The sequence below is a fragment of the Ornithinimicrobium cavernae genome (assembly GCF_003121625.1).
In the GTDB taxonomy this organism is placed as follows: domain Bacteria; phylum Actinomycetota; class Actinomycetes; order Actinomycetales; family Dermatophilaceae; genus Ornithinicoccus; species Ornithinicoccus cavernae.
Map to the genome: position 1 here is coordinate 123,607 of NZ_QDDJ01000011.1, position 19,127 is coordinate 142,733.

At 71.3% G+C, this 19,127-nt stretch carries 19 protein-coding genes, 1 tRNA gene and 1 other RNA gene; 14 read left to right on the forward strand and 7 right to left on the reverse strand.

Annotated elements, in window-relative coordinates:
• Positions 1-2 precede the first annotated feature (2 nt).
• A complete protein-coding gene (gene aceE / locus DA085_RS13840) occupies positions 3-2,753 on the reverse strand; it encodes a pyruvate dehydrogenase (acetyl-transferring), homodimeric type (RefSeq protein ID WP_237565513.1) in 2,751 nt (916 codons plus the stop codon).
• 245 nt (positions 2,754-2,998) lie between these two features.
• Between aceE and DA085_RS13845 the strand changes: the two genes are divergently transcribed.
• From DA085_RS13845 to ctlX, 3 genes are all read left to right on the forward strand, one after another.
• Complete coding sequence (locus DA085_RS13845) at positions 2,999-3,382, forward strand: DUF3052 domain-containing protein (RefSeq protein WP_237565514.1); 384 nt, start codon at positions 2,999-3,001, stop codon at positions 3,380-3,382.
• The gene (locus DA085_RS13850) at positions 3,379-3,861 is read left to right on the forward strand and encodes a peroxiredoxin (protein ID WP_109473566.1); all 483 of its coding nucleotides are present in this window, start codon (positions 3,379-3,381) and stop codon (positions 3,859-3,861) included. Before DA085_RS13845 ends, DA085_RS13850 begins: the two co-directional genes overlap by 4 nt.
• Before the next feature lie 207 nt (positions 3,862-4,068).
• Positions 4,069-5,019 (forward strand): citrulline utilization hydrolase CtlX, encoded by a 951-nt coding sequence (ctlX, locus tag DA085_RS13855; protein ID WP_237565523.1) that lies wholly within the window; start codon positions 4,069-4,071, stop codon positions 5,017-5,019.
• On the opposite strand, the gene DA085_RS13860 is transcribed toward ctlX, so the two are convergent.
• Positions 4,979-5,051, reverse strand: a tRNA-Val gene (locus tag DA085_RS13860). The genes ctlX and DA085_RS13860 overlap by 41 nt on opposite strands.
• A 212-nt stretch (positions 5,052-5,263) precedes the next feature.
• On the opposite strand from DA085_RS13860, the gene DA085_RS13865 reads away from it, so the two are divergent.
• The 5 genes from DA085_RS13865 (at position 5,264) to DA085_RS13885 (ending at position 10,801) form a co-directional block, all read left to right on the forward strand.
• Positions 5,264-6,139 carry a Nif3-like dinuclear metal center hexameric protein gene (locus tag DA085_RS13865; RefSeq protein WP_161958503.1) on the forward strand — a complete coding sequence of 292 codons (876 nt, stop codon included), beginning with the start codon at positions 5,264-5,266 and terminating at the stop codon, positions 6,137-6,139.
• Positions 6,136-6,873 carry a zinc ribbon domain-containing protein gene (locus DA085_RS13870; protein ID WP_109473568.1) on the forward strand — a complete coding sequence of 246 codons (738 nt, stop codon included), beginning with the start codon at positions 6,136-6,138 and terminating at the stop codon, positions 6,871-6,873. Before DA085_RS13865 ends, DA085_RS13870 begins: the two co-directional genes overlap by 4 nt.
• 2 nt (positions 6,874-6,875) lie before the next feature.
• Positions 6,876-8,063 (forward strand): bifunctional RNase H/acid phosphatase, encoded by a 1,188-nt coding sequence (locus tag DA085_RS13875; protein ID WP_109473569.1) that lies wholly within the window; start codon positions 6,876-6,878, stop codon positions 8,061-8,063.
• Between the two features lie 86 nt (positions 8,064-8,149).
• Positions 8,150-9,508 carry a cystathionine beta-synthase gene (locus DA085_RS13880; protein WP_109473570.1) on the forward strand — a complete coding sequence of 453 codons (1,359 nt, stop codon included), beginning with the start codon at positions 8,150-8,152 and terminating at the stop codon, positions 9,506-9,508.
• Between the two features lie 147 nt (positions 9,509-9,655).
• Positions 9,656-10,801, forward strand: coding sequence for a cystathionine gamma-synthase (locus DA085_RS13885; RefSeq protein ID WP_109473571.1), 1,146 nt, complete (start codon positions 9,656-9,658; stop codon positions 10,799-10,801).
• A gap of 30 nt (positions 10,802-10,831) precedes the next feature.
• Here the strand turns inward: DA085_RS13885 and DA085_RS13890 are convergent, their stop codons facing one another.
• Genes DA085_RS13890 through DA085_RS13905 form a run of 4 tightly spaced genes read right to left on the reverse strand, consistent with a single transcriptional unit; the run spans position 10,832 to position 14,275 of the window.
• A complete protein-coding gene (locus DA085_RS13890; protein WP_109473572.1) occupies positions 10,832-11,725 on the reverse strand; it encodes a dihydrodipicolinate synthase family protein in 894 nt (297 codons plus the stop codon).
• A gap of 25 nt (positions 11,726-11,750) precedes the next feature.
• On the reverse strand, positions 11,751-12,497 hold the full coding sequence (locus DA085_RS13895; RefSeq protein ID WP_109473573.1) for a B3/B4 domain-containing protein: 747 nt from the start codon (positions 12,495-12,497) through the stop codon (positions 11,751-11,753).
• Entirely contained in the window at positions 12,494-13,252 is a 759-nt protein-coding gene (locus DA085_RS13900; protein ID WP_109473574.1) for a YaaA family protein, read from the reverse strand. Before DA085_RS13900 ends, DA085_RS13895 begins: the two co-directional genes overlap by 4 nt.
• 6 nt (positions 13,253-13,258) lie before the next feature.
• Positions 13,259-14,275: an aldo/keto reductase gene (locus DA085_RS13905; RefSeq protein ID WP_419866512.1), complete on the reverse strand. Its 1,017-nt coding sequence runs from the start codon at positions 14,273-14,275 to the stop codon at positions 13,259-13,261.
• 53 nt (positions 14,276-14,328) lie between these two features.
• Here DA085_RS13905 and DA085_RS13910 point away from each other — a divergent pair, with 53 nt between their 5' ends.
• Entirely contained in the window at positions 14,329-15,765 is a 1,437-nt protein-coding gene (locus DA085_RS13910; protein WP_109473576.1) for an RNB domain-containing ribonuclease, read from the forward strand.
• 7 nt (positions 15,766-15,772) lie between these two features.
• Here DA085_RS13910 and DA085_RS13915 read toward each other — a convergent pair whose 3' ends face one another.
• Positions 15,773-16,327: an NADPH-dependent FMN reductase gene (locus DA085_RS13915; RefSeq protein WP_109473577.1), complete on the reverse strand. Its 555-nt coding sequence runs from the start codon at positions 16,325-16,327 to the stop codon at positions 15,773-15,775.
• A 185-nt stretch (positions 16,328-16,512) separates the two neighbouring features.
• Between DA085_RS13915 and DA085_RS13920 the strand changes: the two genes are divergently transcribed.
• The 5 genes from DA085_RS13920 to DA085_RS13940 all read left to right on the forward strand — a co-directional run bounded on the left by DA085_RS13920 (position 16,513) and on the right by DA085_RS13940 (position 18,977).
• Positions 16,513-17,205: an alpha/beta fold hydrolase gene (locus DA085_RS13920; protein WP_109473578.1), complete on the forward strand. Its 693-nt coding sequence runs from the start codon at positions 16,513-16,515 to the stop codon at positions 17,203-17,205.
• A gap of 41 nt (positions 17,206-17,246) precedes the next feature.
• Positions 17,247-17,432, forward strand: a complete 186-nt coding sequence (locus DA085_RS13925; RefSeq protein ID WP_337189788.1) for a mycothiol transferase — start codon at positions 17,247-17,249, stop codon at positions 17,430-17,432.
• A gap of 44 nt (positions 17,433-17,476) precedes the next feature.
• Positions 17,477-17,859: RNase P RNA component class A (gene rnpB, locus DA085_RS13930), an RNA gene on the forward strand.
• Positions 17,860-17,941: 82 nt separating this feature from the next.
• Positions 17,942-18,460 (forward strand): hypothetical protein, encoded by a 519-nt coding sequence (locus tag DA085_RS13935; protein WP_109473580.1) that lies wholly within the window; start codon positions 17,942-17,944, stop codon positions 18,458-18,460.
• A 37-nt stretch (positions 18,461-18,497) separates the two neighbouring features.
• A complete protein-coding gene (locus DA085_RS13940; RefSeq protein ID WP_109473581.1) occupies positions 18,498-18,977 on the forward strand; it encodes a DUF421 domain-containing protein in 480 nt (159 codons plus the stop codon).
• The last annotated feature ends 150 nt before the right edge of the window (positions 18,978-19,127 follow it).

The window sequence follows — 19,127 nt, forward strand, 5'->3', positions numbered from 1 at the left end:
GGTCAGCTCTCCCCGCCGGTGGTGCCGCTGCGCCCGGCGCGGACGTCGTGCAGCTGGTACTTCTCCATCGCCTGCAGGGGCACGTCCGAGTCCAGGACGCCACGGTCGGCGAGCATCTGGAGGGCCTTGACCGCCATGGACGGGCCGTCGATGTGGAAGAACCGGCGGGCCGCCGCCCGGGTGTCGGCGAACCCGAACCCGTCGGCGCCCAGGGAGTAGTAGTCCTCCGGCACCCACGGGGCGATCTGGTCCTGGACGGCGCGCATGGAGTCGCTGGTGGCGACGACCGGCCCGCTGCCCTCCGACAGCCGCTGGGTCACGTAGGGCACGCGGCGCTCCTGCTCGGGGTGCAGGAAGCGGTCCTCGTCACAGCGCATCGCCTCGCGGCGCAGCTCGGTCCACGAGGTCACCGACCACACCTCGGAGGTGACACCCCAGTCCTGCTCGAGCAGCTCACGGGCCTCCAGCGCCCACGGCACACCCACGCCGGAGGCGAGCAGGCGGACGTTCTTGTCGCCGTCGCCGCCCTCGGCGATGCGGTGCATGCCCTTGAGGATGCCCTCGGCGTCCACGTTCTCGGGCTCCGGCGGCTGCACCATCGGCTCGTTGTAGAGGGTGATGTAGTAGAGGACGTCCTCGGGGTTCTCGCCGTACATCCGGCGGATGCCGTCCTGCACGATGTGCGCGATCTCGTAGGCGTAGACGGGGTCGTAGGCCACGACGGCCGGGTTGGTCGAGGCCAGGAGGTGGCCGTGGCCGTCGGCGTGCTGCAGACCCTCACCGGTCAGCGTCGTGCGTCCGGCCGTGGCGGCCATGAGGAAGCCCCGCGCCAGCTGGTCGGTCGCGGCGTAGATCCCGTCACCCGTGCGCTGGAAGCCGAACATCGAGTAGAAGACGTAGAACGGCACCATCGGCAGGCCGTGCGTGTCGTAGGACGTGCCCGCGGCGGTGAGCGCCGCGATCGACCCGGCCTCGTTGATGCCCACGTGCAGCAGCTGCCCGGACTCGGACTCCTTGTAGGCGAGCATCAGCTCGGCGTCCACCGAGGTGTAGTTCTGCCCGTGGACGTTGTAGATCTTGGCGGTGGGGAAGAAGGAGTCCATCCCGAAGGTCCGCGCCTCGTCCGGGATGATCGGCACGATGTGCTTGCCGAACTCCTTGTCGCGCATGAGGTCCTTGAAGATGCGCACGAAGGCCATGGTCGAGGCGATCTGCTGCTTGCCCGACCCCTTCTTGCCGACCTGGTAGGTCTCGTCCCCGGGAATCCTCAGGGGGACGGCCTTCTCGGGCTGCCGCTTGGGCAGGCCGCCACCCAGCTTGGTGCGGCGGTCCCGCATGTACTGCAGCACCGGGTCGTCGTCCGCCGGCCGGTAGAACGGCGGCGCGTAGGGGTCCTTCTCGATCTCCTCGTCGGTGACCGGGATCTTGAGCCCGTCGCGGAACGCCTTGAGGTCCTCGACGGTCATCTTCTTCATCTGGTGCGTCGCGTTGCGACCGGCGAAGTTGGAGCCGAGGCTGTAGCCCTTGATCGTCTTGGCCAGGATGACGGTCGGCTGACCGGTGTGCTCCATGGCCTCCTTGTAGGCGGCGTAGACCTTGCGGTAGTCGTGGCCACCGCGCTTCAGCGCCCACCACACCTGGTCATCGGACCAGTCCTTGACCAGCTCCTTGGTGCGGGGGTCGCGGCCGAAGAAGTGGTCGCGGATGAAGCCGCCGTCCTTGGCGCGGTAGGTCTGGTAGTCACCGTCCGGCGTGGTGTTCATCAGGTTGACCAGCGCACCGGACGGGTCCGCGGCGAGCAGCTCGTCCCAGCCGCGGCCCCAGACGACCTTGATGACGTTCCAGCCGGCACCGCGGAAGAAGGACTCCAGCTCCTGGATGATCTTGCCGTTGCCGCGGACCGGGCCGTCCAGCCGCTGCAGGTTGCAGTTGATGACGAAGGTCAGGTTGTCCAGCTCGTCGTTCGCGGCGACGTGCAGCAGGCCGCGCGACTCCGGCTCGTCCATCTCGCCGTCGCCGAGGAACGCCCACACGTGCTGCTGCGAGGTGTCCTTCAGGCCACGGTTCTGGAGGTACTTGTTGAACTGCGCCTGGTAGATCGCGTTCATCGGGCCCAGGCCCATGGACACCGTCGGGAACTGCCAGAAGTCCGGCATGCTCCGCGGGTGCGGGTAGGAGGGCACGGCGCGGATCTTGCCGTCGACGATGTGCGACTTCTCCTGGCGGAAGCCGGCCAGGTCCTCCTCCTCCAGGCGCCCCTCGAGGAAGGCGCGGGCATACATGCCGGGGGAGGCGTGCCCCTGGAAGAAGATCTGGTCGCCGCCACCCTCGTGGTCGCGACCGCGCCAGAAGTGGTTGAAGCCGACCTCGTAGAGGGTCGCCGCCGAGGCGTAGGTGGAGATGTGGCCGCCGACCGAGATGTCGGGGTGCTGTGCACGGTGGACCATGACCGCGGCGTTCCAGCGGATCCACGCCCGGTAGCGTCGCTCCACCTCCTCGTCACCGGGGAACCACGGCTCGCGCTCCGGCGGGATCGTGTTGATGTAGTCCGTGGTGGTCAGCGAGGGGATGCCGACGCGCGACTCCCTGGCCCGCTCCAGCATCTTGAGCATGAGGTAGCGCGCGCGGCGCCGACCGCCGGCGTCGATCGCGCCGTCGAGGGAGTCGAGCCACTCCTGGGTCTCCTCAGGATCGGTGTCCGGGATCTGGCTCGGCAGCCCGTTGACGATGGGGCCCGGGTTGTTGGTTGTCACTAACGTTCCTTCCGCTGGGAGCAGCACTCTCCTCCGTTCATCCTCGCACGACCGGTAGCGTGGTCCCATGCCCCTCCCCACCACCGCGGACCGGTCGTATGCCGCCCGCCCGGCCCACTGCATACCGGCCCCTCCGTCCCACTGTCCAGTGGGGGCGGCGCGTGTCCCGTCTTGCCTCCACAGCGGTTCCATAGTGGACTGTGCGCACTATGGCTAACGAAGGGAACCGCCCGCAGGGTGGTGCTGTGAAGAAGTTGGGGTTCGCCCACGACCAGATCGTGCTCGAGTACGGCTACGACGACGATGTCGACGAGTCGTTCCGGGAACAGGTGCAGGAGGTCGTCGGCAGCCCCCTGGAGGAGGAGGACTACACCGGGGTCGTCGACGCCGTGCTCCTGTGGTGGCGCGAGGGGGACGGGGACCTGACCGACGAGCTCGTCGACTGCCTCGCCCTGCTGGAGGAGGGGGGCTTCATCGCGCTGGTGACGCCCGGCAGCGGTCGGCCCGACCGGGTCGCCGCCCACGACGCCCAGGAGGCCTGCGCCACCGCCGGGCTGACCGCCAGCGGTGCGGTGCCGCTCGGGGGCGACGGCCAGTGGCACGCCCAGCGACTGGTGGGGCGACGATGACCGTGGACACCCTGCCCCGGTCGGCCCCCGGCGTGGGGGACACGGCGCCCGACTTCACCCTGACCGACCAGACCGGTGCCACCGTCACCCTCTCGGACGTGGTGCGGGACCGCCACGCGCTGCTGGTGTTCTTCCCGTTCGCGTTCTCGAGCATCTGCACCGGTGAGCTCCTGGAGATCCAGCTCAACATCGACGAGTTCGTCAACGAGCGCGTCGGGGTCTATGCCGTCTCGTGCGACCCCCGGCACTCCCAGGCGGCGTGGGCGGCGCACGAGGGTTACCGCTTCCCGCTGCTGTCGGACTTCTGGCCCCACGGGGCGGTGGCCCGCGACTACGGCGTCTTCGACGAGACCTCGGGGATGGCGGTCCGGGGCACCTTCGTCGTGGACCCGGAGATGAAGGTCCGCTGGAGCCTGGTCCACGGGCCGGGTGAGCAGCGTGACATCGGTGTGCTGCACGCGGCTGTCAAGGACCTCTGACCCCTCGACCGAGCGCGCGGGGACGCGTGCTCTCCCTCGACCGGGCGCCTCGGGACGCGTGCTTTCCCTCGACCGAGCGCATGAGCCTGGCGAGATTCTGCTCCCCATCGCCGGGGTGGGACACTCCTGACAACGCCGCGAGCCCGCCGCGTCGAGTCCATCGTGAGAGAGGTGTCCATGCCGGTCCAGGCCCCGAGTGCAGTCGTGATGATCCGTCCCCACCGGTTCACGCCGAACCCGGACACCGCGGCCGACAACGCCTTCCAGGTGGCCGCGACCGGAGACCCTGACGCGCTGGCGGACGCCGCCTTCCAGGAGGTCACACGGGCCGCCGAGGTGCTCGAGGCCGCCGGGATCACCGTGCACCTGTTCGACGACGAGGACGCCACCCGCCCGGACAGCGTCTTCCCGAACAACTGGTTCTCCACCCACGCCGGTGGTCGGGTGGCCCTCTACCCGATGTACGCGCCCAGTCGCCGCACGGAGAGGCGGCCCGACATCGTGGAGATGCTCAAGGCGCGGTACCGCGTGCAGGACGTCATCGACTACTCCGGTCTGGAGCACGACAACATCTTCCTCGAGGGGACCGGCGCCATGGTGCTGGACCAGGTCTCCCGGATCGCCTACACGGCGCGCTCCCGTCGTGCCGATCCCGTTGTGCTGGAACGGTTCTGCACGGCCTTCGGTTACGAGCCGATGGTGTTCGACGCCGCGGACAACAACGGCACGCCGGTCTATCACACGAACGTGCTCATGTGCATCGCCTCGGAGTTCGTGCTGATCGGACTCTCGATGATCACCGACTCCCGCCGGCGGGAGGAGATCGCACACCGGCTCGCCGGACGCCGCGGCACCCGCCCGGTGCTCGACCTGAGCCCCGAGCAGATCCACGACTTCGCCGGCAACGCCATCGAGCTCGAGGGACACGAGGGTCAACGGTTCCTGGCGCTCTCGACGCGCGCGGCCAGCACGTTGACCGGCGAGCAGCGCGAGGTCATCGAGCGGAGCTGCACGCTGCTGCCGCTCGACGTTCCGACCATCGAGCTCGCGGGAGGGTCAGTGAGGTGCATGCTGGCGGGCATCGACCTGGACGCCCGTCAGCCGCTGACGAGCTGGGTGGGCCCGGCCGGGCTCGAACCGACGACACCCGCGGTGTAAACGCGGTGCTCTACCAACTGAGCTACAGGCCCCTCAGCGTCCGTCAGGGATAGCCCCTCGCAGCGCTGCGGCGCACCATTGTGCCAGCCCGCAGGGCAGACACTCACCATCCGGCGCGCCCGGTCGGCGGAAATCACCAGCCACCACGCGCTCGGTGGGCCGAGATCTCGCGTCACAGCGCGCTCGGTCGGGAGAGGGGCGGCGTGTGGGCGTGGGGTGGGGGAGCCGACCTAGCATGGGGCGCGTGACGGAGACAACGGATGACCTGAGCCTGCGGGACGTCGTGGCGGCACTGGAACGGCTCTACCCGCTGGACACGGCGCAGTCCTGGGACCGGGTGGGCCTGGTGTCCGGAGACCTCGACCAGCCGGTCCGCCGGATCCACCTGGCGGTGGACCCGACACTGGCCGTGATCGAGGAGGCCAAGCAGGCGGGAGCCGACCTGGTCATCACCCACCACCCGCTGCTGCTGCGCGGCATCCACTCGGTCGCCACGACCACGGCCAAGGGGGCGGCCGTCACTGAGCTCATCGTGAACGACATCGCGCTCTACTGCGCCCACACCAACGCGGACGTGGCCGACCCCGGCGTCGGGCAGGCGCTCGCGGAGGCCTGCGGACTCTCCGGGACGCAGGCCCTGGAGATCACCGAGGGCCAGGAGCTGGGGCGGGTCGGGGACCTGCCCGAGCCGCTCGGGCTCGCCGAGTTCGCTCGGCGTCTGCACGAGGCACTGCCCCGCACCGCGGGGGGCGTCCGGGTGTCCGGGCCGGCCGACGGCACAGTCCGCCGGGTCGCGGTCCTGGGCGGCGCCGGTGACAGCTCCTTCGAGGCGGTGCGTGCCAGCGGGGCCGACGTCTACGTCACGGCGGACCTGCGCCACCACCCTGCTCTCGAGGCACGCGAGGAGGCGAGCCTGACCGGCGGCACGCCCTACCTGGTCGACGCCGGGCACTTCGCCAGCGAGTCGCTGTGGCTGCCCGGACTCGCCTCCCGGCTGGTGACCGAACTGGGACCGGCTGCGGCTAGGTTGGAGGTCCACGTTTCGCAGGTGCGGACCGACCCGTGGGACTTCGTCCTCGGAGCAGCCGCACCAGAGCACACCCAGGGAGACCACGCGTGAGAGCCGACCCGACCCAGCAGCAGAGACTGCTCGACCTGCAGGCCCTCGACACCCGGCTCGGGCAGCTGGACCACCAGCTGCGCAGCCTGCCGGAGCACGCCCGGCTCGAGACGCTGACCGCGCGCGCGGCCGACCTCGACGCCGAGGTGGTGCGGACCACGACCGCACGGGGCGACGTGCAGCGTGAGCTGACCAAGGCCGAGCAGGACGTGCAGCTGGTCCGTGACCGGGCGGCGCGGGACCAGCAGCGTCTGGACGCCGGCTCGGGCAGCGCCAAGGACCTGCAGGCCATCCAGCACGAGCTGGAGTCCCTGGCCCGGCGCCAGCGGACCCTCGAGGACGAGGAGCTCGAGGTCATGGAGCGCGCCGAGGCGTTGGACGGTGAGGTCGCCAGGGCCGAGGCGGCACGGGAGGCCCTCGCCGCCGAGACGGCTGAGGTCACGGCCAGCCGGGACACCAAGGCCGGGGCGCTCGAGGCCGACCGCGCGGAGGTCGCCGCGGGGCGCGAGGCCATCGTCGCCGACATCAGCGACGAGCTGTTGGCCCTCTACGACAAGATCCGGGCCCAGTCCGGCACGGGGGCGGCGCCCCTGCAGCAGCGCCGGTGCGGCGGCTGCCAGCTCGAGCTCAACAACGTCGACCTCGGCCGCTTCCGGGGCGCGGACGAGGACGAGGTGCTGCGTTGCGAGGAGTGCCGCCGGATCCTCGTGCGCACGCCCGAGTCCGGCCTGTGAGTATGCCGGGGGGCCGGGGGCGGCGGGTCGTCGTCGAGGCCGACGGTGGGTCCCGGGGGAATCCCGGCGCGGCCGGCTACGGCGCGCTGGTGCGGGACGGGACGGGCAGGCTGCTGGCCGAGCGTGCCGCTCCGCTGGGCACGGCCTCCAACAACGTCGCCGAGTACAGCGGCCTCATCGAGGGCCTGCGCGCCGTCCTGGACCTGGACCTGGCGACCGGTGCATCGGTCGAGGTGCGGATGGACTCCAAGCTCGTCGTCGAGCAGATGAGCGGCCGCTGGAAGATCAAGCACGAGGACATGCGCCGCCTCGCGCGGGAGGCCCAGGACCTGGTGGCGCAGATCGAGGCGGCGGGCGGGACGGTGCGCTACCAGTGGATCCCCCGCACCGAGAACGCGGCGGCCGACCGGCTGTCCAACGACGGCATGGACGGCCGGACCGTGCGGCGCGACCTCGTGGAGCCCCCGGGGTCGCGCACGGAGCCGACCTTCGGCGAGGTCAAGGCACCCGTGGGCGAGGTCGTCTTCAGCACGGAGACGGACCCCACGCTGGAGGGGTCCTGTCGGCTCATCCTGGTGCGCCACGGCGTCACCGACTTCACCCGCAGCCACAAGCTGGACGGGCGCGGTGGCGCCAACCCACCGCTCAACGACGAGGGGCTGGCCCAGGCGGCCGCGGCTGCCGGTGCGGTCAAGCGGCTCATCGACCGGTCGGGTCCGACGACGGTCAAGGTCGTGACCTCCTCCCTGACCCGCGCCATGCAGACCGGGGGAGCGGTCGCCGAGGCGCTCGGACTCACCCCGGAGGTCGACCGGGACTGGGACGAGCAGGGGTTCGGTGACTGGGACGGCCGGGTGATGGCCGATCTGGTGGCCGAGGCCGGGGCCGACCTGCTCGCGCTGCGCCAGGACCCGGCATACGCCCGTCCCGGCGGGGAGAGCCGCACCCAGCTCACCGGCCGGGTCACCGAGGCCCTCGGCCGCGCGGTCGCCCGCGGCGGCACGGTGGTCGTGGCCACGCACAGGCTGCCGCTCATGGTGGTGCTCTCCCAGGTGCTCGGCATCGACGCCAACCGGGCCTGGTCGATCGCCACGGCACCGGCCTCGTTGACCGCCCTGGAGTTCTGGCCCGACGGCGGCGTGCAGGTCGCCTTCGTCAACGACACCCATCACCTCCACGAGCTGACCTGACCAGCGGCCGTATGCCGAGGGTCGGGTGAGGGGGCCCGTCGCCTACGCTTGGGGTCAGGCATCCACCGACCCGGGAGCAACCACTGATGCGCGTCGCAGAGACCATCCTCGACACGATCGGCAACACGCCGCTCGTCAGGCTCAACCACGTGACCGAGGGCATCGCCGCCACGGTCCTGGCCAAGGTGGAGTACGTGAACCCGGGCGGCTCGGTCAAGGACCGGATCGCGATCAAGATCATCGACGCGGCCGAGGCCGAGGGCAGGCTGAGGCCCGGCGGCACCATCGTGGAGCCGACCAGCGGCAACACCGGCGTCGGGTTGGCCCTGGTCGCGCAGCAGCGCGGCTACAAGTGCATCTTCGTGTGCCCGGACAAGGTCGGCGAGGACAAGATCAACGTGCTCAAGGCCTACGGCGCGGAGGTCGTGGTGACCCCGACGTCCGTGCCCCCGGAGCACCCCGAGTCCTACTACTCCGTCAGCGACCGGCTCGCCGAGGAGATCGAGGGCGCCTACAAGCCCAACCAGTACGAGAACCTCAACGGCCCCGCCTCCCACTACGAGTCGACCGGCCCGGAGATCTGGCGGGACACCGACGGCACCGTCACGCACTTCGTGGCGGGCATCGGCACCGGCGGCACCATCTCCGGCACCGGCCGCTACCTCAAGGAGGTCGGCAACGTCACGGTGATCGGCGCCGACCCGGAGGGCTCGGTCTACTCCGGTGGCACCGGTCGTCCCTACCTGGTCGAGGGGGTCGGGGAGGACATGTGGCCCGGCGCCTACGACACGTCGGTGCCCGACCGCATCATCCCCGTCAGCGACGCCGAGTCCTTTGCGATGACGACCCGCCTGGCCCTCGAGGAGGGCCTGCTCGTCGGCGGCTCCTCCGGCATGGCGGTCGTGGCCGCCCTCAAGGCGGCCAAGGACCTCGGGCCGGAGCACACGGTGGTCGTGCTGCTGCCCGACGGCGGTCGCGGCTACCTGGGCAAGATCTTCAACGAGGGGTGGATGCGCAGCTACGGCTTCAGCCCGGTCTCGGAGGAGAAGACCGTCCGGGACGTGCTGTCGGTCAAGACCGGTCACCTGCCCGACCTGGTGCACGTGCACCCGACCGACACCGTCCGGGACGCCATCGACATCATGGCGGAGTATGCCGTCAGCCAGCTGGTCGTGCTCGGTGCCGAACCGCCGGTGGTCATGGGTGAGGTCAAGGGCTCGTTGACCGAACGTGCCCTCCTGGACGCCGTGTTCCACGGGGACGCACGGCTGACCGACACGGTCAGCGCCCTGACCGGTCCGCCGCTGCCCCTCATCGGTGTCAACGACTCGGTGTCCGCGGCGCGCGAGGCGTTCGCCGACGCCGACGCCCTGCTGGTCACCGAGGGCGGCAAGCCCGTCGCCGTGCTGACCCGCCCCGACCTGCTGACCTTCCTGTCCAAGTGAGGGGTGCAGCTGGGCAGAACGTCCCTCAAATGCGTTCAGCGCGTGCCGAACCTCCCTCAAAATGCGTTCAGCGCGTGCCGAACCTCCCTCAAAATGCGCTCAGCGCGTGCCGAACCTCCCCAAGAACTGTGAACGGAGCTCACTGACGTGTCCGGATTCTCGACCCGCGCCATCCACGCCGGCCAGGCCTTCGACCCCACCACCGGAGCGGTGATCCCGCCGGTCTACCAGACCTCGACCTTCGTGCAGGAGCACGTCGGCGGCCTGCGGAACGGCTACGAGTACACCCGTGGCACCAACCCGACCCGGGACGCGCTGCAGGAGCTGGTCGCCGACCTCGAGGGCGGTGTCCAGGGGTTGTCCTTCGCCTCGGGCCTCGCCGCCGAGGACGCCGTGCTCCGCGCCCTGCTCACGCCTGGTGACCACGTCCTGATGGGCAACGACGTCTACGGCGGCACCCACCGGCTCGTCAACCGGATCCTGAGGCCGTGGGGCCTGGACCTGAGCACCGCGGAGATGACCGACCTCGATCAGGTGCGTGCCGGCATACGGCCCGAGACCCGGATGCTGTGGCTGGAGACGCCGAGCAACCCGCTGATGAAGATCAGCGACATCGAGGCCCTCGCCGCGCTCGGTCACGAGCACGGGCTGATCGTCGTCGTCGACAACACCTTCGCCTCCCCGGCCCTGCAGACCCCGATCTCGCTCGGCGCCGACGTCGTGGTGCACTCGGCGACGAAGTACCTCGGTGGGCACTCCGACGTACTCGGCGGCATCGCGGTCACGGCCTCCGAGGAGCTGGGCGAGAAGATCCAGTTCCTCCAGTTCGCCGCCGGTGGCGTGTCCGCGCCGTGGGAGGTGTTCCTGACGATCCGCGGCATCAAGACCCTGGCGCTGCGGATGGAGAAGCACAGCTCCAACGCGACCGCGATCGCTCAGGCGCTCGTGGGACACCCGTCCGTGGAGCGGGTCTACTACCCGGGTCTGGCCGAGCACCCGGGTCACGACATCGCGTCCAGGCAGATGAGCAACTTCGGCGGCATGGTCTCCCTCGCGCTGGCCGGTGGCGCTGCCGCGGCGCGGGCGTTCGCCGAGTCGACGTCCGTGTTCCAGCTGGCCGAGAGCCTGGGTGGGGTGGAGTCCCTGGTGAACTACCCCGCCGAGATGACCCACGCCTCCGTGCGCGGCACCGAGCTCGAGGTGCCCGACAACATCATCCGGCTCTCGGTCGGCATCGAGGACGAGGCCGACCTGGTCGCCGACGTGCAGCAGGCCCTCGAGCGCCTGGGCTGACGCGCGGGCGGGGCCTCGGTCGGTGGGGTGTCAGTCAAAGAGACCCAGCTCGTCAACGACCTCGGCGACACGCGCCCTGGCGCCGGCACCGAGACCCTGGACCGGCCGCGGCAGGGAGTCGGCCGCGACGAGTCCCAGGTGCTCGGCGATCGCCGCCGTGACCCGGTAGCTGCCGTGCGCGGCGAAGAGCGCCCACAACGGCTCCAGACGGGCGGACTCCGCACCGGCCGCCGCGTGGTCGCCGGAGAGGGCGGCGCGGGTGATCCTCAGCGCGGGCGTCGGGAGGGTGCCCGCGATCACGGAGTACCAGGCGTCGCAGCCGGCGGTGAGACCGGTGGCCGCCACGCTGTCGCCCGAGACGCCCACCGTGACGCCGCCGGGGAGACGCTCGCGGATCGTCCGGACCCGTGCGGCGGCCTCGCCGGGCGAGACCGGGACGCCCGGGATCTTGATGGACGCGACGTGGGGGAGCTGCGCGATCCGTGCGTAGAGGTCGTCGGTGAACGTCACGTGGGTGGTCCCGGGGTTGTCATAGACCACGAGCGGCACCGAAAGGTCCGCGGTGACGTCCTCGAACAGGCCGAGGACCTCGTCGTCGCCGAGCGGCTGATAGGTCACCGGGGCCAGGAGCACCGCGCTCGCGCCGGCCTCCTGCGCGTCCCACGCCAGCGCCCGCACCTGGGACGTGCGCAGCGCGCCGATCCCCACGATGACCGGTACCGCACCGGCGTGCTCGACCGCGACCCGGGCCACGCGACGTCGCTCCTCACGGTCGAGGTACATGTACGACCCCGTCGACCCGAGCGCGGTGATCGAGTCGACGCCGGCCACGGCCAGCCGCTCGACCAGCCGCGCACAGGCGGCCTCGTCGACGCGGTCGTCGCGGAGCGGGGTGTGGGGGAAGGCACTCAGGCCGGTGAACATCGGCACTCTCCTCATCGGACGGGAGTCAGGCGGACACCGGGGGCGTGCCGCCGGAGATCTGTCGGCGCGCGATCGTGACCCCCGGACCGAGCTCAGCCAGGTGCGTCGCCAGGTCGTCGGCAGCGGCGCCGAGGGCAGCGTTGTCGAGCGGGGCGAGGGCGTCGAGGACGAAGAACGCCGCGGTCGTCGAGTCGCTGAGCTGGGTGCGTCGTCCCTGTCGCCAGTTCCAGCGGCGGCACGTCACTCCCTGGTCGTCGCGCCAGACCACCTCGCCCGGCTCGGGGTGCTCGATGACGGCCTCACCGCCGCTGGCCGTGTCGAACGCCTCCTGTCCCGTCGCGTGGGCGAGCCGGGGCGCCCCGACGTAGCGCAGGAGGTCCTCGCCACCGAGCGGCACCTGGTGCAGCACCGAGATCGCGTTGTAGATGTCCGTCAGGCGGTTCACGCGAGGCAGACCGCTCTCGGCACGGCGCACCAGCGCCTCGAGACTGTTCCGGGTGCGCTGCGGCTTGGCGCCGAACGCACGATAGGCGTCCCGCCACGCGGCGACGTGCGGCAGCTCCTGCACCGGATGCTCCCGCAGGGCGGCGCGGGCCGAGGCCTCGGCCGCCACGAGCAACGCCTCACTGGCCTCGTCGGAGGGACCGGCCTCGAGCCCTGCGACGGCGAGCACCATCGCGTGGTAGTCGGGGCGCAGGCCGAAGACGGCGGCGTCGACGCTGGCACTGTCGACGAACTCGTGCACGTCGACCTGGCTGACGGCCCGGCTCATGCGGGAGTGGCCGGCGGGTGGACGTCCAGGACCCACGGTCTGGCGGCACCGGCGGGCTCGTGCAGCTCCACCCGGAAGGTCTCCGCCAGCACCGCTGTCAGGCCCCGCGGGGAGCGGGGGTCCGCCGGCGACTGGCACAGCGCCCGGGTCACCAGGCCCCGGGTGTGCTTGGCCATGTGCGTCGCGCCGGGCACCCGGATCTGGACCCACCGCCGCGCCAGCTCTCCCTGCGGGACCCAGGCTGCGGCATACGTGCTGGACCGGCAGTCGATGACCAGGCCACGCCCCACGACCTCCGGGAGGTGCTCGGCCAGGGGCCGGCGCCAGTGACCGGCCAGCGGGCCCACGCCAGGCAGGTTGACCGCCATGGACAGCCGGTAGGGCGGCACGCGGTCGGTCAGACGCAGGGCGCCGAACAGCGCCGACACGACCAGGACCCGACGGTTGGCGCGGCGCCGTGCCGCAGCATCCAGGGAGGGCAGGTCGAGGGCGTCGTAGAGCACGCCCGTGTAGAGGTCGGCGACCGGCACGGACGGCGCGGTCGTGAGCCGGGTGTTGCGGGCGATCTCCTCGGTCAGATTCGGGCTGACCCCGAGGAGGGTGGCCGCGTCGTGACGGGTGCTGGCCTCTGCCACGGCGCTGACGACCGCCGCCCGGGGAGCGGTGAGGCCGGGCAGGGAGACGCGTTCCAGGTCCAGGGTCCGGCCGCGGGCGCGACCGGTCTTGGACTCCGAGGGCGGGAGCAGGATCAGCACGGGGGCCTACTCCCGTCCCGCCGAGATCCAGGTGGGGCCGGCGAACCCGAGGTTGCGGCCGCCCTGCACCCGGTCGGCGACGGCGTCGAGCCGGGTGAGGTGGTCCTCGGTCAGCTCGACGGCCAGCGCACCGGCGTTCTCCGCGACGCGCTCGGCGCGGCGTGTCCCCGGGATCGGCACGACGGGGATCCCGAGCCTGCGGCCCTGGGCGTAGAGCCACGCGAGGGCGACCTGCGCGGGTGTCGCGTCCACCTCGGTGGCCACGGACCGGACGACCTCCACGACCTGCTGGTTGGCCTCGAAGTGCTCCTCGAAGCGGGCCTGGCCGGCGCGCAGCGTGCCGGCCAGGGACTCCCGGGTGAGGGTCCCGGTGAGGAACCCGCGCCCCAGCGGGGAGTAGGGCACGAAGCCGGCGCCGACCTCGATGGCTGCCGGCACCACGTGCCGCTCGACGTCGCGGGACCAGAGGCTCCACTCGCTCTGCACCGCGGCGATCGGGTGGACGGCAGCGGCGGCGCGCAGCTCCGGGCCGGTGACCTCCGACAGTCCCAGGTGGGCCACCTTGCCCTGCCGGACGAGCTCGGCCATGGCGCCGACGGTCTCCTCGATCGGCCGGTCCAGCTCGCGGCGGTGCAGGTAGTACAGGTCGATGGTCTCGACGCCGAGGCGCCGCAGGGACGCCTCGCACGCTGCCTGGACGTAGGCGGCGTCGCCCCGGGTCGGGATGCCGTCGCCGACCGCACCGGTGATGCCGAACTTGGTGGCGATCTGCACCTCGTCCCGCCGGGTCGCCAGCACCTGCCCGAACATCTCCTCGTTGGTGCCCGGGGGGCCCTCGGTGCCGGGCCGCGGCTCGCCGTAGACGTCGGCGGTGTCCAGGAAGGTCACACCCAGGTCGATCGCGGCGTTGACCGTCGCGACAGCCTCCTGGGTCGTGGTGCCGCCGTAGGCAGCGGTCAGCCCCATCCCGCCCAGGCCGAGGGCACTGACGGTGAGGGTGTCGGACAGCACGGTGGTGGGGATCACCAGGCCAGTATGCCGAGCGCACGGGTCGGTCGTCTGCGTAGGGTGACCGCATGGCGCAGCGAGCGACGAGCATCCACTATGACCGCACGGAGCCGGACGGCGAGGCCCTCGAGCGGGCCTTCGCCGACATCCGCAGCCGGATGGAGGTGCGGCAGGAGTTCCCCGAGGCCGCGCTCGCCGAGGCCCGCGCGGCCGTCGACGGCCCGGACCTGCCCGACCGCGACGAGACGGCCGTGCCGTTCATCACGATCGACCCGCCCGGGTCGATGGACCTGGACCAGGCGATGCACATCGAGCGTGACGGGGAGGGCTACCGCATCCGCTACGCCATCGCCGACGTGCCGGCGTTCGTCACGCCGGGCGGCGCGCTGGACGCCGAGGTCCGGCTGCGCGGACAGACCATCTACTGCCCGGACACCCGGGTCCCGCTGCACCCCGCGGAGATCAGCGAGGGAGCGGCGAGCCTGCTCCCGGACACCCAGCGTCCCGCCTTCGTCTGGGACCTGCGCCTCACGCCCGAGGGGGTGCGGGACTCCGCCGAGCTCTACCGCGCCATGGTGCGGTCGGTGCGCCGTTACACCTACGAGGAGGTGCAGGGCCTGGTCGACAGCGGCGAGGCGGAGGAGACGCTGCTGCTGCTCAAGGAGGTGGGGGAGCGCCGGATCCGCCGCGAGTCCGAGCGGGGCGGGGCGAGCCTGCCGATGCCGGAGCAGGAGGTCCACGTCGACGAGGAGGGCCGCTACAGCCTGCAGCTGCGGCCGCTGCGCCCGTCCGAGGACTGGAACGCCCAGATCAGCCTGCTGACCGGCATCGTGGCGGCCGAGATCATGCTCGAAGGCAGGGTCGGGATCCTGCGGACGATGCCGCCGGCCCAGCAGCGCGACGTCGACCGGTTCCGCCGCCAGGTGCGGGCCCTCGGTGTGGAGTGGCCCCAGGAGATGGCCTACGGCGACTTCCTGCGCACCCTGGACCGGACCGACCCCAAGCACCTGGCGATCATCAACGACGCGACGGCCCTGTTCCGGGGCGCCGGCTACGAGGCGTTCGACGGGGCAGCGCCGGAGCAGACGGAACAGGCCGCGATCGCGGCGCCCTACACGCACGTGACGGCGCCGCTGCGCCGCCTGGTCGACCGGTTCGTGCTCGTCGTCTGCGAGGCGCTGACCCAGGGCCGCGAGGTGCCGGGCTGGGTGCGTGAGGCCCTGCCGACGCTGCCCGACCTCATGGACGCGTCGGGTCGGCTCGCCAAGGCGGTCGAGCGCGCCTGCACCGACGCCACCGAGGCCGCGGTGCTGGCCCACCTGGTCGGCGAGCAGTTCGACGCTGTGGTTGTCGACGAGGCAGGTAAGGGCGGGTTCCAGATCCAGCTGACCGAGCCGGCGGTGAACGCCGTTGCCGAGGGCAGTGCCCAGCTGGGAGACGCCGTCCGGGTCGAGCTGGTCGAGGCCGAGATCGCGACGCAGACCGTGCGCTTCCGGATCGTCTGAGCGGGCGTCAGCCCCGCAGGGTCGTCATGGCCCTGGTCGCCGCCTCCAACGAGTCGAACAGACCGGCCAGCTCCTGCGGGTGCCGGTCGGCGGGCGTGAAGGTCTCACCGTCGAAGTCGAGGAACGTGCTGAAGGCGACCTGGGCGCGGATGTCGTACATGTCGGCGTTCCCGACGACCAGGCGCCAGGACTCGACGACGCGGAAACCGGAGGCCGCGCCGTAGGAGACGAAGGCGACCGCCTTCCTCACCCACTCGGGGTAGATCACGTCGAACGCGTTCTTGAAGCCGCCCGGGATGCCGTGGTTGTACTCCGGGGTCACGAAGACGAACCCGTCGTAGGCGTCGATCTTCTGTCCCCACCGGGTGACCCGCTCATCGTCGTACTGTCGGTCCGCGGCGCCCGGGACCGTGGCGGAGGTGAGCACCGGCAGCTCGAACTCGCGCAGGTCGATCAGGTCGTAGGCCACGTCCCTCGCCCGGGCCTGCGCGTGGACCCAGCGGCCCACGTCGTCACCCTTGCGATCGTCGCGGACCGAGCCGATGATGATGCCGATGGTCATGGTGCTCCTCGTTGTCGGGGACGTCTCCGGCCCCATCCTGTCCCAGACGACGGGTGCGGTCGCGCCGGGGCCGTGCTGCACGGGATCCGGGGGCGAAGTTCGTCCAGGACGGTGATCGTCCGGGATGGCCCCTAGCGTGGGCCTCACCACACGGTCAACACCACACGGGGTAGAGGAGAGTTGGGATGGACGTGATCCTGATGGCGGGGCTCTGGCTCGCCGGAGACATCTGGGACGAGGTCGCCGTGGGACTCAGGGACCGGGGCCACCGGGCTGTGCCGCTGACCCTGCCCGGTCAGGGCGACGGCAACGGGGAGGCCACGCTCGAGGACCAGCTGGCCCACGCACTCGCGGCGGTCGACGCCGCGGAGGACCGGCCACTCGTGGTCGGCCACTCCGCGGCCTGCACCCTGGCCTGGCTGGTGGCCGACCGGCGGCCCGAGGCCGTCGCGGCGGTCGGGCTGATCGGCGGGTTCCCGGCCACGGGGGCCACGACCTACGCCGACTTCTTCGAACCGGTCCAGGGAGCCATGGCGTTCCCCGGCTGGGCGGCGTTCGAGGGACCCGACTCGGCCGACCTCGACGAGGCGACGAGGGCGGCGCTGGCCGAGGAGATGATCCCGGTCCCGGTCGGGGTGAGCCGGGCCGTGGTCGACTACCACGACGAGCGACGCCGGGAGCTGCCCACCGTGCTGATCTGTCCGGAGTTCTCACCGGAGGACGCCCGGGAGTGGATCGCCTCCGGGGACCTGCCCGAGCTCGCGGCGGCGTCCGACCTGTCGTTCGTGGACATCCCGACCGGCCACTGGCCGATGGTCAGTGCGCCCAGCCAGCTGGCCGGCATACTGGCCGATCTGGCGGACCAGCATGCCGGGTGAGACCGACGACGTGACGGTACCGGACGGCAGGGTGGCGGTGCCTGTATCTGGCGGAGGTCGCCCGAGCCGATGCCGCGATGGCTGCGCTGTCCGCGCTCGATGACGTGGGACTGGGTCACGGTCAGCCCCTCGGGCACATGCTGATCAAGATGATCGACGAGTACGCCCTCCACGCCGGACAGGCGCACATGCTCCGTTTCGCCGCACTCGGACGGATGCAGCGCTGACGTGGCCGGATCCGGCCCCTGGCCACGTAGACTGTCCTGTTGGATGAGTCGGTCAGGCGGCCGCGTCGAGCCCTTCGGGGACTCGCCGAGGAACGTCCGGGCTCCACAGGGCACGGTGGTGGCTAACGGCCACCCGGGGTGACCCGCGGGACAGTGCCACAGAAAGCAGACCGCCTCCGGCTCCGGCCGGGGGTAAGGGTGAAAGGGTGGTGTAAGAGACCACCAGCGTGCCGGGTGACCGGCGCGGCTAGGTAAACCCCACCGGGAGCAAGGTCAGACAGCACGCGTCTGAGGGCGGCCCGCCCGAGTGTGCGGGTAGACCGCTGGAGGTGGCTGGCAACAGTCACCCGAGATGGATGGTCGCCACCGTCGCAGTGCCGGTAACGGCGCGGCGGGACAGGACCCGGCGTATCGACCGACTCATCCACCACACCCCGGCCTGTGCTGTCGCACGGCGGAACCGGCCGTTCTGCCGTGCCAGACCGTGCCGAACGGTGTAGACACGTGGCATGTCCGAGATGTCGACGCTGGTAGATGTGCGCCCGGTGAGCAAGGGCCCCCGGCCGCTCCTGTGGCGCAGGACCGGCTTCTTCCTGATGCTCCTCGTCGTGCTCGCGGGGCTCTTCGGGTTCCTCGGTGACCGGGTGGGCGTGGTCGAGGGGAACGCGCCGGAGGGTCACCACCTCCGGCTGGAGTACGCCGCCTCCGCGCGACCCGGACTTGACGTGCCGTTCGAGGTCACGCTGACCAACCCCGAGGGCCTCGATCCGGAGGTCACCCTGGCGCTGACCGGGGAGTACCTGGACATCTACGAGACCCAGGCCTGGTACCCGGCCGCCTCCGAGGAGAAGCGCGACGGCGAGTGGCTCTACCTCACCTTCGCCACCGAGGGCCAGCCCGTCATGGTCATCGACTTCGACGCCTACATCCAGCCCACGTCGCGGGGCATCCACGACGGCGAGATCGCCCTGGTGGTGGACGGCACGCCGGTGGATCCGCTGTCGTTCCGCACAGTCCTGTTCCCGTGACCGCACCGCGGTCGCTCAACCCACGTCTGGAGGCTCCATGGACATCGTCATCCGCGCGGCTGTGGTGTTCCTGTTCCTGTGGTTCATCACCCGCCTGGCGGGTCGGTCGACCCTGGGCGAGCTCAGCTCCTTCGAGCTGATCCTCTTCATCACGATGGGAGACCTGGTCGCCGAGGGTGTCGTCCAGCAGGACTACTCGACCACGGCGGCCGTCCTCGCGGTCGGCACCTTCACAGTCCTCACCATCGCGATCTCCTGGGTGAACTCACGCTGGCGACGACCCGCGGTCATGACCCACGGCGTGCCCGTGGTCGTGGCCACGGACGGGCAGGTGCTGCACGACGTCCTGCACCGGGAACGTCTCGGGCTCGACGACCTTCTCGCCGCGGCGCGAGGCCAGGGCATCGAGCGGGTAGCCGAGATACGCCTGGCCATCCTGGAGGCCAACGGTCAGCTCTCGTTCTTCACCGGCGACCAGGGCTCGGCGGGGGCCAACGAGAAGCCCTCGGTCGGCTGATCCCGGACCATCACGACCTCCGGGGCTGCGCCGCCAAGAACCTGCGGAGCGCGGCCCGCGCCCGCGCGCACGCGCGCCTTCGGTAACACGTGGGCCTCTGCCGTCATGGGGGTCCCCCCACCATTCGGGGCCCCTCGCGGTCGCTAACGT

Coding starts and splice junctions, on each gene's coding strand:
- DA085_RS13850 (WP_109473566.1), top strand. CDS start 3,379: ATGACCGTGGACACCCTGCCCCGGTCGGCCCCCGGCGTGGGGGACACG.
- ctlX (WP_237565523.1), top strand. CDS start 4,069: ATGATCCGTCCCCACCGGTTCACGCCGAACCCGGACACCGCGGCCGAC.
- DA085_RS13875 (WP_109473569.1), top strand. CDS start 6,876: ATGCCGGGGGGCCGGGGGCGGCGGGTCGTCGTCGAGGCCGACGGTGGG.
- DA085_RS13880 (WP_109473570.1), top strand. CDS start 8,150: ATGCGCGTCGCAGAGACCATCCTCGACACGATCGGCAACACGCCGCTC.
- DA085_RS13890 (WP_109473572.1), bottom strand. CDS start 11,725: ATGTTCACCGGCCTGAGTGCCTTCCCCCACACCCCGCTCCGCGACGAC.
- DA085_RS13895 (WP_109473573.1), bottom strand. CDS start 12,497: ATGAGCCGGGCCGTCAGCCAGGTCGACGTGCACGAGTTCGTCGACAGT.
- DA085_RS13910 (WP_109473576.1), top strand. CDS start 14,329: ATGGCGCAGCGAGCGACGAGCATCCACTATGACCGCACGGAGCCGGAC.
- DA085_RS13915 (WP_109473577.1), bottom strand. CDS start 16,327: ATGACCATCGGCATCATCATCGGCTCGGTCCGCGACGATCGCAAGGGT.
- DA085_RS13920 (WP_109473578.1), top strand. CDS start 16,513: ATGGACGTGATCCTGATGGCGGGGCTCTGGCTCGCCGGAGACATCTGG.
- DA085_RS13935 (WP_109473580.1), top strand. CDS start 17,942: ATGTCCGAGATGTCGACGCTGGTAGATGTGCGCCCGGTGAGCAAGGGC.
- DA085_RS13940 (WP_109473581.1), top strand. CDS start 18,498: ATGGACATCGTCATCCGCGCGGCTGTGGTGTTCCTGTTCCTGTGGTTC.